This is a genomic window from Lentimicrobium sp. S6 (assembly GCF_013166635.1).
GTDB lineage: Bacteria > Bacteroidota > Bacteroidia > Bacteroidales > UBA12170 > UBA12170.
This window is the reverse complement of the sequence record NZ_JABKBZ010000041.1, coordinates 35,045-47,954: the sequence shown is the minus strand read 5'-3', so window position 1 is coordinate 47,954 and position 12,910 is coordinate 35,045. Positions and strand designations below refer to the sequence as shown.

Here is a 12,910-nt window from a genome sequence, read left to right as displayed (position 1 = left end):
CGACAGTGAAGTGGCCATCCTTTGTTACTTCCATAATTTTGAATCTGATCCTATGTTATTACTTAATAGCATTTTAAATTATGAAAAGGCTAAAAACCATTGCTCCCCATAATTTTTTATGTGACCCTAAATCTCTATTCTTTCTTGTCCTGTAGCCTGAATAAATAGTTGTTTTCCTTCTTTGCTTACCGTGATTTTGAATTCAGGTTTCAACTCATATAAACCAACATATTTTTCGAGAGTGGCCTCAGCTATATCAACGGCTTCACTTTTGAATCTTAGCTCCTTTAACTCCGATCCTGAATCAAGTAAATAGAAGCCAATATCATCGACACTTGTTGATGAATTTGTAAGTAGGACTACTCCTTTACCTGTTTCCTTAACAAATCCAGCAAAAGTCGAGTATCCACCTGTTCCACCATTATGCCATATTACATCCCCCTCTTCACCTTTTTTAATATGCCAGGCCATGGCTACAGACATGCTACCTGCTTTATCATGTCTTACTTTATGACTAAGCTTTATGGCCTCCCTAAATGAATTATCTACATAAGCGAGATTAGCAGAAATAAACTTTGCCATATCTGAAGTTGAGCTTTTAATCGCACCAGCTCCCGGAAGTGTTGGGATGTCCCAGTTTTCAACAAGCTTCCCGCCACTATGCCCTAAGGCTAAATTTTCTTTCATTCTCGGTGTTAATTCAATTCTTGTATCGTTCATATCCAATGGATTTGCAATGGATTGAATCATCATCTCTTCATAGGTACTATTATTACTCAATGCCAGTAAATGCCCTAAAAGACCTTGACCAATATTTGAGTATTCGTATTCAGAACCTACCCTTCGAACCGGTTGATAATTTGAAATAAACTCATATATCTGTTCTACTGAATAATCTGCAAAAGGATTGTTAGGATTGGCAGGTTTAAAGTTGCTTGGCATTCTAGGAAGGCCAGAAGTATGATCTGTAAGGTTGCCAAATGTAATATCCTTATCGCCCATCACAGGAACTGCAATGTCATAGGGGAGAAACTTATTTATTTCATCCTCCAGTTTGAGTTCACCATTTTGTACTTGTTGGGCAAGAATTAACGCTGTAAATACTTTAGATATAGACCCTATTTCGTAGATGGTATTTTCATCTACATCCTTACCATCTTCCGCAGTTTTCCCAAAATTGAAATATTGAATACTGGAGGAGTCTATTATTGCTATAACTATACTTGGATTAACACCCTCCTCTATACGTTTTTCAATAGTCTTTACTACTTCAGTAGGAAGACCTTTCTGATTTGTGTTTCTATGACTATTCTGACATTGAATGGTGATAAAAGATATCAGAAGAAATATAAGGGTGATTCTATACTGTTTCATCTGTTTATGGTTTTTTTATGGCTATTTCATCTGTGCTTTGGCTTTATGTTTATTCTTCTACTATTTTGCATATAACATCGTCTCCTCCATCCGGATGCATAGTCATACTTTCTACTTCTTCAGCCTCATTTATATTAAATGTAAATTCAATCACCGATCCATTTATAAAAAAATCAATTTGGGATCTTGGGAATATGAGATGTTCTCCTTGTTCAGGTACTTGCAATATCAACTGATTTTCTTTTTTGATAATAGTCAGTGCAAAACCAGGACTTAGTTCATATTTACCTACATAAGTTTCCAGTATAGCATCAGCAACAGTCACATCTTTGTACAATTCTTCCTTCGTCGGTTTTGGAATAGCGTTTAGCAACAATCGCCCTACCATTGCATAAGACGGCGGCTCAGTGGCATCTTTAGTTACCGGAAAGCCTGTTATTCCTGCTTCTGATTTCTTTCCTGCTTCACCAACAAAACTGATGTTTCCGTATTGATCAGGGTAAAATCTAAATAAATGACTGGAACCAAAGTAGCTTGAGTAAAGGAGTTTGCTGTTTTTAATATCGATAACAGAAACGAATGATTTTTTGAGGCCAAGAAATGAGGAGTTAAAGGCCTTCTCACAAGTTGGATATTCTGAATACAAGGCATTTTCAGTAAGTGGCAAATCAGCAGAATTTGTTAATCCGCCAACAACAATGGTATCTTTATTAATAAAATTTGCTGACATAATGCGATCTTCATCACTTCCTCCAAACAGGCTGGCATATTCTAAGCTCATGGTTTCAGAATTAAATACAGATACAAAGCAATCCAGCTTACCTTTCCCTATTTTACTTATTGCATTTTCCGTTACCGGGAAGCTTTCTCCAGTAGTGCTGCCACAAACTATCAGTCTATTTGGCTTAGTCCATTGTACAGATGACATAGTATATGCATTGGTTGCGAAATAGCTTAAATAGGAAGTTTTGTGATTCCTGGCATTTATTTTGGCTATAAAATGATCCATTAAATATCCGGATTCAGGTATCATGATCTCTTTTCGAAAAGCATTACCCGTTACAGGTAAGCCTGCTGTATGGGTAGCACCTACCAAATAAATATTGTCTTTGTCATCGATAGTAAATCCTGCTATGCCTTCTCTTTGGCTGCTCCCAAAAAAAGTAGAAAACAGCAATTTGTGACCATCGGGACTCAATTTAGAGAGGAAACCATGTAAGTTATCATTATCATCAATGACACCTTGTGTTAAAGGAAAGTCATGAGAGGCGGTAACTCCCACAATAATAACATTACCTTTAGAATCAACCTTAATACCTCCTGACCCTATTGTTTCTTGAGCCGCTCCTCCAATAAATGTAGAAAAAACAATTTCAGTTCCCATTGGGTTTAATTTAGTTACGAACACATCCCCGCCCCACGATTTTGCTCCGTTAAAACTGGTGTCATAGGCTCCCTCAGTTGTAGGGAAATCTGGAGATTCTGTTCCTCCGGCTATATAAATGTAACCTGCATCATCTACCGTTATTCCTGAATGATGTTCTCTTTTTGTACCACCAATCAGTGTGGCAAATACGAGTTCTCCTTCGGGTGAATATTTTGCTACAAAGACATCTGCCAAACCATCGCCTTTTAATTGTGTTTGATAAGCTCCTTCTGTGGCGGGGAAATTTCTGTCTTTGGTGTTACCTGAAATATACGAATAACCTTCGTTATCGGTATAAACATCTACTCCTGATGCATATTTATCTATTTGTGAAAGATAGGTGGAGAAACCAAGAGTATATACCGTGGTATCTGTCAGTTGGTTTGTCTGTGACTTTAGAATTCCCTGGCTAAAAATAATTGCCAATAATATGAATGTGATTCTTTTGAACATCATTTTTGTTTTTATATTAATCTTCTACAAATCAAGTAAATACTCAGCAGACTTAGGCCTGCAAATGGAGACAGTATGAGTAGCAAATCTGGACATCACAAAAAAAACAGAAGAAATAAGGGAAAAAGACTCTAAAATCCTTGTTGAAAGTTGGAAGGTGAGACACCATGAAATTGTTTAAATGCCTGACTAAATCGCTTGGTATCTTCATAACCCACCATCAAGGCCACTTCGTTTACACGGTATTTTTCTTTGAGTAATTTGGCAGCTTGAGTCATTCTGCTATGTCTGATCAGATCTATTGGTGATTTACCCGTTAAGGCATTAAATTTACGTAATAGGGTCCTTCTATGCATACTCAAGTTTTCCGCAAAAAATTCAACTGTAAAATGAGTATTGTCGAGGTTAGTCTTAATAATAGATTTGCAATCTTCAAGAAATTTCTTGTCGAAATCGGAGTAAATATTTTTCGAGTGCTCCATATCAGTGAAGCTGAATTTCTTTCTGGCATTTTCTCCTGTTGAAATGATGTTAAGTACTTTTTTAAGCAATACATCTGTATCAAAGGGCTTGACGATATAATCATCAGCTCCACAATCGTAGCCATCAATGATACTGTCAGCTCCACCTATAGCGGTAAATAGGATAATGGTGATGTGGCTGGTATTGATATCATTTTTAAGCAATTTACACAATTCATTGCCTTGCATCTTGGGCATCATCACATCACTGATTATTAAATCGGGAAGGTGTTTTAAAGCCAAGTCCTTTCCTTCTTCACCATCCTTGGCACAAATAACCTGATAGGAAGGAGAAAACAGGTCTCGTAAAAACAAGCGCAATTCATCATTATCTTCAACGATTAAAATCTGCGGATTTTCATTGGGCTCCAAGTTCAGGTTTTCAAATTGATTTACATTTTGATCTCGGTTTATCATTTCGAGCTTAATAGGAGTTCCTTCCTGAATTTCAACGCTCTCAAGAGGCAAGGAGATGGTAATATCTGTACCCTTTCCCGGTTCACTGGAAACGCTAAATTTTCCTTTTGCCAGGGCTACAATTTCTTTGACATAAGCCAAACCAATACCACTGCCCTCAACATTTGTATTGGAATCCTCTATTTGATAATATCTCTCTCCCAGTTTTTTAATATGTTCGCCATTCATCCCTTTTCCAGTATCACTAATTTCTAAACCTAGTTGCTGTTGGTTTAAATGAAGTTTGAAGTCAACCTCACCATTCTCTTTATTAAACTTGAAAGCATTGGATAATAAGTTTGTGATGATGGATTGCAAACGTCCTTGGTCGAATTTGATTTGAGCTTTAGCAATATTTGCTTCAAAGATAAGCTTGCAATGGTTTTGAGAGGAATAGCCTTCGAAGGAAGCCACTATTTCTTTGCAAAAGGAGATGATTTCAAATTCAGATAGATCCAAACATAATAAATCCTCATCGAGCTTTTGTAAATCAAGGATTTGATTCACTAGTGATTTCAATTTGTTTGTATTCTTGATGGCCAGTTGAAGTTGATTTCCAATTTCCTCTTCTTGTGTTTCTGATTTAAGAATTCTTTCCAAAGGTGATTTTATCAATGTTAAGGGCGTCCGAATTTCATGAGAGATATTGGTAAAGAAGTCGAGTTTGCGCTTGGTGGATTGTTGAAGTATATTTGAAATTTCCTGAATCTCGGCTTTTTGTTCTGCCAGTAGCTGGTTGTCCTTTTTTTTGTTTCGGTAAGCTCTCCAAAGCATTAATCCGAAAATAACGAGTAAAAATGCGCCCCCAATAAAAGAATTTCTGAGGAGCTTTTGTTTTGAGATTTCTGCTTCTTTTTTTTCAATTTCAAACCTCATTTCAAGTTTTGCCACCTCATTATACTTTTCAATACTTGCTAAACTATCGTTCATTTGAATGGCCATCTTCAAATAATTGGATGCAGTTTTATATTTCCCATTTAAATAGTATTTCTCACTCAGTAATTCAGCAGTTGTTTTTATCCTCTTGGGTAATCCTAAATCTATAGCGAGATGATGTGAAAGTTCTAAATAGTAAATGGAGCTATCGTTATTATTAATCAATTGGTAGTAAATTCCCAATTCTTTATAAGATATGGCCATTTCTAAACGTGACTCAGATTCGCTTGCAATATTTTTTGATCGATTTAAATATATAAAAGCTTGTGCTGAATCGCCTGTAATTATAGAAGTGCGGGCAGCTTCTATCAGTGTTTGATGTATTTGAATTTCGGGGCATACCTTACACATTCCATCAATACTTTTTTGCAAGTATTCCAATGCTTTCTCATACTCACCTCCTTCTTTAAATACCATCCCTATTTTATGGTTTGCAGCAGAGAGCATGGCATAATTGCTTTGCCGAGTGCTTGCAATTACTTCATTATAATACTTCATTGCTAGAGTATCATTTCCAGTTTTGAAATAAACATCACCAATCTGAAGCTTCGTCAAGTTGATGTATATCTTATTCTTTTGGTCTTCAAAAAGGCCTTGTGCTTCAAGTAAATACTCCAGTGCTATATCTTTGTTTACATGATTATTCAGGAATAATAAACCTGCTGTTAAATACATCTCACCTAATGATTGATTATCTCCCAATTCTTCGGCGTATTCTATGGCTTCCTGCAAATATTGGTAAGATAATTTGTAATTATAAAGTCTTGCATAAGTTCCTGCTATAACTTTATAAGAATTTAGCACTGCATAATTGGCCTCAATTAATTTTCTGTTTTTAATATTACTTTGACAATAAACCAGAGTACTGTCATACTCACCCAAAGAGGTAAAACCAAATGAAATTTTATTGTTTGAGATAGCTACATATTCCGAATTTTTTAATTCAAGAAACAATTTGTGAGCCTTTTTATGATAATATATGGATTGTGAAAAATTGGATTTCCAGCTTTCGATATTACCTAAAAAATGAAAAGAATAGGAAAGTATTTTTTTATCTTGTGGTTTTTCAGCCGTGTTTATGACTTTTAAAAAGGCTTGCTCGGCATAAATATATTCAGCATTATTATAATAGTAAATGCCTCCGTCATAAAAGGATTGCATTTCTTCAGATTTAATATTTCTGGGCTTTAGCTGAGGTTTTAACTTAATAATATCGATAAAGGTGTTAGGAAACACGATATTGAAACCTGCTAAAAATGCAAGTACAAAAAATATTTTAAAGGTTATTGTTTTCAAATCATCAACACTTATAAATTACATTATAACAAGCTTTCATTTATAGAAGAACTAATAAGTTACTACTTATCCATCTCTACAATATTAATTATTGTTGCAACAGCTGATTTCGTAATTAGTTCGGCTTCTATTTTACTATTAGCTGATAAACCAAGTATATCATTATTTGAATGTATATGATTATTGAAATTATCGCTAAAAAGATCAATTTCATCAATTAGCATGACAGCAGGAACATTTTTATCCCAAAATGACGAATGGTCTCCTGCTGAAACAATCATTGATGTTGAATCAACTGCATATTTCAAGTTTGGGGCATAAACACTTACAGCATTTGTATATATATTCATTAAATCTAAAGATAGTTTATTTACACAAATACTTACGCTTATATGATCACCATCATTTACATACGATATCATATCAAGATTGATCATGCCTAATATTATAATATTATTATTTACGATACTGTCAGTAAAAGCTTTACTACCCCAGCGTCCGGTTTCTTCACCAGAAAAGAGAACCATCATTATTGTTTTTTTAAACTTATATTTAGACAAGATACGAGTAGCTTCAAGAACACCTGAAGTGCCAGAAGCATTATCATCGGCAGCAGGTGCTCCACTTTTATAGCTATCGTAATGAGCACCCAATACGTAAACAGAATCAGGGGACAATGTGCCATATTTAACAGCTATTATATTGGGTAACCAGCCTTGGGTATACTTCTGCAAATAAATGGTGTCCATTCCGATGTTATCCAAACTTGAAATTAAATGATTGACACATTCAAGATTATTGTCTGGCGTATATCGTTCCATTTGTTCGAGCAAGGCAATATTGTTAAAGATAGAATCTCCGGAAACCAGATTTACAACGTTACTTATCAAAGGATTTTGTCCAAATAATTGAAAGCTCATTGATACTATTAATATAAAAATATATGCCGTTTTTTTCATTCTAATGCTCTTTATTACATACTGTATTTTTAAATTTTCTTTGTTTTGATGGAATACATCTATTTCTTCTCCTATTAATCATAACTCAGTTTAGTTGCGAATCCTTTTTTATCCAGTACAACAATCAAATATTTCTCTATATCCTCAACAAAAAAGCGATTTGGCGAAATAGGGAATAGTTTTAGTTTCATGAAATAATCCTTAAGAATCAAATCGCCATTCAGTTCAATAATCAAAGCTTTTCTGCCATCAATCGTAAAATCACCAATATATTTTGAATGGTTTATTTTTTGCTGATATAATTTTTCAGGTATCCGTGAACTTGTTTTTAATGTGATTAAGGCTGGATTATCTATCGGTTTGTTCATCTTTGATGCTAAAATCAAGTCAAATAATTTAACGATTTCTTTATCATATAATTTGTCCCTCTGATATGTATTGCAAAGGTTTACCAAAATCAAGTCTTCTGTCGGAAAAATAGCAAGGAATTGTCCTCCAGCACCTGCAGCATAATACATTTTGTAATCCTGATAATATTCAGAAACGTTCCATAACCAGCCATACCATCTTCCAATTTTTCCTCCGCCGCCGTGTTTTGAAACCGGATAAGTACTGCTATCTACCCAATTTTTTGATAATATCTGTTTATCATTCCATAAACCTTCTTGTAAAAAAAGTTGACCATATCTTGCCAAATCTCTTGCCGACATCTTTAAATGGTAGGCAGGATGATTCGAATATTCGAGTTCGTAGTAATATTCTCCATCAATAATTCTATAATCCTGCATTTGCAATGGTGTGGCAATATCATTGTATAAAGCTTCATAAATTGAAGTTTGTGTTGATTGCTCAAAAATCGTCCCCAATACATTAAAATCCCAGTTATTATAAAACCACAGTGAATCTGGCTTGACACTATTTCTTTCAGGTCTGTAATCATCCACCCAGGGTGGTTCTGCCGCTGCTTTATGATAAATTCCTGAGCGAGCCTTTAACAGATGAATTATTTTGGCAGATTTTTCAAGATCAGATAATGAATCCTTATCTGTAATTCCAATTTCTCCAATTGTATAATTTAGCTCTATGGTTCCATTCTCAGAATAAATTCCATATAAGGAATTAAGAATACTTTTTCTAACTGAATGAAGTATAAATCTTCTGTTAATATCTCCCCAATCAGCAACTACCTTCCCATTTTGAATGATCAGAAATGCGGAGGAATTTAAGGAGTCATAATATGCTTTTGCTATGGCTAAGTTTTCTATAGAAAATCCTGATTGCTCAATCTGTTTATACTTTTCCCAATTTTCTTTTGGGTTTTGTGAATAAACATTGGTACTCAAAATGAGTATCAAAAGAATGGGTATAATATGTAAGTGTTTTAGATTCATTTCTCTAATGCTTACTAATCGTTTCGTTATTCTGATATTCAGGATGGCCTGTTTGCCAGAAATCAAATGAAAAATTATTTGCTAATTTTTCATTTGATTTTGTTTTGGTACTATTGAAATAATGTCCTTCATTAAAATCAACCATCATTTAAGTTGTATTCTCACTCGGATTATTTATTTCTACTAAACAAAGGGAACTCTATGTTTTTTTTTGTTTTTTTGCTTCCCTATTATAAATAACCGGAGTTTTATATTTCCATTTTTCCCAAAGGTCCTCATCTTTTAGCAGACTTACCATAAAATTGGCAACATTAATTCTACTTGTTTTGCCAGCATCAAATATTGGACTTCTAACAGGTGAAGGGTGGATGGTATATTCTGATACTTCAGCTTCATTTATTAAGGTATCAGGTCTTACTGCTATCCATTCAATAAGTTGGTTGCTTATACCAACTGTTTCGATCAAATGTCTTAATGCTAAATCATTGTCACGTTGTGGTGGTAATAAAAACCTCATCATCTTCATTACAATATTCTCAGTTATTTTGAACTTCTCATTCTGCGATTTGTTTATACATGCCGTAGTATTCATCAATACTATTTTCACGGTTTTGTTTTTATTAATTTCCTTAATAGAATTAATCGTTTTTATTAATGCATCAACTACGAGTGTATATGGCTTTTCAAATATTCCCTTAAGTGTAATATTATGCCCCAGACAAGATACCACAGCATCTACATCACTTAAATAGTGTTTCAATATTTGATGATCGAGTTCTAATATGCTACCTTTTATTACTTCTATATGCTCGGTACTTTTTATCAAATCAAATTTTCCTACATTTCTTGTTAAGGCTTTCACACCAATCCCTTGCTTTAATAATTGAGTAACAACATTAAAACCAGTAGCTCCATTTGCACCTAATACTAAGACTTTCATATCATTCCTCTCTTTTTTATGTTTTCTTATTTACAACGATTGTTAAGTTGCTGATTTTCACAGAAAATGTTTTTTATTCAATTAATTCTTTAACCGCATTAATTTTTTCTTTTAATTTTTCGTTTTCTGGTATAAGTTTGGAACATTCTTGATAATTCAGTAGTGCTTTATTATAAAGCTTCAAATTAAAATTAGCTTCACCAAGTTTGTAATATATTTGATAATCATCAGGAAAAAACATCGCCATAACTTCATAAACTTTAATCGCACTTTTAAAATCTTCCGTTTCTTCCCATTTGTCAGCTGCCTTGTCAAAATATTCCCTGTAAATAGTTATTTTCTGAACATTGTTAAAGAATTTCTCCAATTCAGAAATATTCTCTGAACATGAAATTGTTTTGGCATATCCTAATTCTTCAATTTTTGAAATGGTCTCATTATAATTCTTATAAAATTCTTGGCCTTTTTTGTTATCCGGAAATAATTTTGGAATTTCAATTATATGATTCTCTTTTTGTAATTCTTCTTTGATATTGATCGTAATAACATTGTTGAAATTATGATTATAATATAAGTAAATAATTCCTTCATTTAAATCGTAAAGAGTAGAATAAAGTGTGCCGCCTCCCCAACTTGATTCCTGATGTAAGCTATCTAATAATGAGGTGCAAAAGCTAACACTTGTTTCTTGTTTTGTTTCTATTAATTTTCTTCCTTTCTGATAAAATTCTATGGTGACATCATTTAAATTGTCACATTGCGAAGGGTAAAAATTTGATATGATATCATATGATTGATTTCTAATTTCTATAAAATCTCCTTCTACAATTAATTGCTTTCCGGATTTATCCACAAAATAAAACATCGAAGTTTCCATGCCTCGTAAATCCCATTTTAAGAAAATATCTTTTACTTCTTCAACTTTAGAACAAGTTCGCATTATGAATTGTAAGAAATCTTCATGCTCAGGTGAATCTTTACCTTCAAAATCTTTGATTTCTAAATTTGGCATTGCAAATCCGTCAAAAACAAGCCCCTTATCATTAATTGCTCCTTGAGGCCATAAGTCATCAAATCCAACATATACAACTCCGAATTCATTTTTATTGCCTTTTTCAAACCACATCCGAGAATTTTGATTATAAAAATCCTCGTTATTACCAACCATCACCTTCCCATCTTTTTTAATAACAAACATGCTACATGCATGAGATTGAAAGCTAATGGTTAGCAAGGCAATTATTAATATTATGACATTTTTATTCTTCATTCTCAATCAATTTTTTAGTTTCTAAGGCAAACTCATTATCTGGATTTAAAGATAATGATTGCTCATTATGTTTCCTTGCTTTCTTCAAATCACCCACCGAATAATAGGTCCTTGCTAAATAGGCATCAGCACTTTGCGCGTTTGGGTAAAGTTTTTTACATGTTTCCAATAACTTTATTTTTTCTTCAAGTTGATTTCTCTCATTAAGAACGTATGCTAATAAATAAAAATCAAACTCTGGTGGGCTTATGTCTATACCTATCTTCTCTGATAAAAGTTTATAATGCTCTAGGAATAACTCTGTCATATTAGAAGAGTCTTTTTCAGGAATAGTAAATTTCCAATCTTTAAAAATAAAGAACAATGCATCTGTTATGGTGACAGGAAAAATAGTATGATGATTATCGGAAGTTTTTAAAATTGGTTTGAATAAAAAGGTCCCACTACCTATTTCATTAAATGCATCAATAAGTTTTAAATTCCATTCGTAAAAATAGTCTTGCTTACTGGCAGCTAAGAATAAACGTTTTTTAGATTCTTTGAGAAATGACATTTTTTCTTCAATGCTCAACACTTCAATAAAATAATCTGAGTTTACAGGTGCTGAGCTATAAAAAGCTTGAAAAGGACTATTCTCATCTAACATAGAATGTAAAACCAATTCTCCACCAATAGAATGTCCAATGATTGTTTTGAAATGACACTTTCTATACTTTTTGTTAATTAAAGGAATTACTTCCTGAATTATAAACTTATCATACTCATTCATATTCTTTGAATTCGGGTTGCCAATACCAACAACAATTGACTCAGGGATTGTGTGCAATTGATTCAATTCTATCATATGATAGGGTCTGCTTAAATATTCCGAGATAGAATAATACATGCGAGTTCTCGAATAATAGCCTAATACTATTTGTAAAGGATAAGAATCATTTGAACTGTAATAATCAGGAGGCAAGTAAATATGGATCAGCTTACTTTCATTTAAGAATCTTGACTGAATAGTATCGGTAAAAACAAACTGTTTATCAATGTCTTGACAAAACACACTTGTCTGTAATATTACAAATAACACGAGTACTATCTTTTTCATATAATCAAAGTTTAATCATTTTTATAATCACAATAAATACCCCAATATGTTATCTAAAACATTTATTATACTGTGTGCAATCATAGAAGGGAATATAGAACCTGTCTTTATTCTTAGCCAACTTAATCCAAGTCCAGCAGAAAATGTGAAAAGAAATATTCTTAATCCTTCACCGAAACTTTCCACATGCAATAGATGAGCAATTGCAAAAGGTAATACTTGTATGATCACAATTATCCAGATTTTAAAGTTTGATAAACCTGATTGCTTAACATAGTACAATACAAAACCAAAAACTGCTCCTCTCAAACAAATTTCTTCTGAAAAGCTTGGCATTGTCAACTCAAACAGGTAATATTCAAGGCCTAATTTTACACTTGGATCATCTGATAACACTGAAGTAATAAGATTCCATATGGAAAATATCACGCCAATAAAAACCGTGTATTTCAACCAATTTTTATCTTTTGGTTTTACCAGTGCCAATAGTTGCCTTGGTGCTTTAAAAAAGAACGCGAAAAGAAGTATTATTATGGCACTTACAATTTGCTGCACCCATCCCATCTTCATATCCAAGTTCAATATTTTCTGTATTTCTGAGCCAAAAATAGAAGCACATATGTAAAGAATGAAGAATATAAATGCGTAAATCAAAGGTTTCTTTCTTTCTTCAGTTAATGATGTAATGCCAATGTAATTTCTAATGTCCATTTTTTTAGTTTTTAACTCTTAATCTTATTGCAGCTAAATTCATATATTAAAACTCGATTTCTTCATGATCTTTATTTGACT

At 33.2% G+C, this 12,910-nt stretch carries 10 protein-coding genes; all 10 read right to left on the bottom strand.

The features are described from left to right. Positions 1-126: 126 nt before the first annotated feature. Positions 127-1,374 carry a serine hydrolase gene (locus HNS40_RS13785; RefSeq protein ID WP_172281785.1) on the bottom strand — a complete coding sequence of 416 codons (1,248 nt, stop codon included), beginning with the start codon at positions 1,372-1,374 and terminating at the stop codon, positions 127-129. Between the two features lie 49 nt (positions 1,375-1,423). Further along, positions 1,424-3,253: a DUF3471 domain-containing protein gene (locus tag HNS40_RS13780; RefSeq protein ID WP_172281783.1), complete on the bottom strand. Its 1,830-nt coding sequence runs from the start codon at positions 3,251-3,253 to the stop codon at positions 1,424-1,426. A 131-nt stretch (positions 3,254-3,384) separates the two neighbouring features. Further along, positions 3,385-6,462 carry an ATP-binding protein gene (locus HNS40_RS13775; protein ID WP_172281780.1) on the bottom strand — a complete coding sequence of 1,026 codons (3,078 nt, stop codon included), beginning with the start codon at positions 6,460-6,462 and terminating at the stop codon, positions 3,385-3,387. A 62-nt stretch (positions 6,463-6,524) separates the two neighbouring features. Further along, the gene (locus tag HNS40_RS13770; protein ID WP_172281778.1) at positions 6,525-7,421 is read right to left on the bottom strand and encodes a M28 family metallopeptidase; all 897 of its coding nucleotides are present in this window, start codon (positions 7,419-7,421) and stop codon (positions 6,525-6,527) included. 74 nt (positions 7,422-7,495) lie between these two features. Beyond that, positions 7,496-8,812, bottom strand: a complete 1,317-nt coding sequence (locus tag HNS40_RS13765; protein ID WP_172281776.1) for a serine hydrolase — start codon at positions 8,810-8,812, stop codon at positions 7,496-7,498. A gap of 4 nt (positions 8,813-8,816) precedes the next feature. Then, on the bottom strand, positions 8,817-8,960 hold the full coding sequence (locus HNS40_RS22940) for a hypothetical protein (RefSeq protein WP_216664175.1): 144 nt from the start codon (positions 8,958-8,960) through the stop codon (positions 8,817-8,819). A 51-nt stretch (positions 8,961-9,011) separates the two neighbouring features. Next, the gene (locus HNS40_RS13760) at positions 9,012-9,752 is read right to left on the bottom strand and encodes an NAD(P)-binding oxidoreductase (RefSeq protein WP_172281774.1); all 741 of its coding nucleotides are present in this window, start codon (positions 9,750-9,752) and stop codon (positions 9,012-9,014) included. A gap of 73 nt (positions 9,753-9,825) precedes the next feature. Continuing rightward, positions 9,826-11,022 carry a hypothetical protein gene (locus HNS40_RS13755; protein WP_216663668.1) on the bottom strand — a complete coding sequence of 399 codons (1,197 nt, stop codon included), beginning with the start codon at positions 11,020-11,022 and terminating at the stop codon, positions 9,826-9,828. Continuing rightward, positions 11,012-12,118: an alpha/beta hydrolase-fold protein gene (locus HNS40_RS13750; protein WP_172281772.1), complete on the bottom strand. Its 1,107-nt coding sequence runs from the start codon at positions 12,116-12,118 to the stop codon at positions 11,012-11,014. Before HNS40_RS13750 ends, HNS40_RS13755 begins: the two co-directional genes overlap by 11 nt. Before the next feature lie 27 nt (positions 12,119-12,145). After that, positions 12,146-12,829: a CPBP family intramembrane glutamic endopeptidase gene (locus tag HNS40_RS13745; RefSeq protein ID WP_172281770.1), complete on the bottom strand. Its 684-nt coding sequence runs from the start codon at positions 12,827-12,829 to the stop codon at positions 12,146-12,148. Positions 12,830-12,910: the final 81 nt, after the last annotated feature.

Bases quoted from the DNA above. Each gene is read 5' to 3' on its own strand.
- HNS40_RS13785 (WP_172281785.1), bottom strand. From the start codon at position 1,374: ATGAAACAGTATAGAATCACCCTTATATTTCTTCTGATATCTTTTATC.
- HNS40_RS13780 (WP_172281783.1), bottom strand. From the start codon at position 3,253: ATGTTCAAAAGAATCACATTCATATTATTGGCAATTATTTTTAGCCAG.
- HNS40_RS13770 (WP_172281778.1), bottom strand. From the start codon at position 7,421: ATGAAAAAAACGGCATATATTTTTATATTAATAGTATCAATGAGCTTT.
- HNS40_RS13765 (WP_172281776.1), bottom strand. From the start codon at position 8,812: ATGAATCTAAAACACTTACATATTATACCCATTCTTTTGATACTCATT.
- HNS40_RS22940 (WP_216664175.1), bottom strand. From the start codon at position 8,960: ATGATGGTTGATTTTAATGAAGGACATTATTTCAATAGTACCAAAACA.
- HNS40_RS13760 (WP_172281774.1), bottom strand. From the start codon at position 9,752: ATGAAAGTCTTAGTATTAGGTGCAAATGGAGCTACTGGTTTTAATGTT.
- HNS40_RS13755 (WP_216663668.1), bottom strand. From the start codon at position 11,022: ATGAAGAATAAAAATGTCATAATATTAATAATTGCCTTGCTAACCATT.
- HNS40_RS13750 (WP_172281772.1), bottom strand. From the start codon at position 12,118: ATGAAAAAGATAGTACTCGTGTTATTTGTAATATTACAGACAAGTGTG.
- HNS40_RS13745 (WP_172281770.1), bottom strand. From the start codon at position 12,829: ATGGACATTAGAAATTACATTGGCATTACATCATTAACTGAAGAAAGA.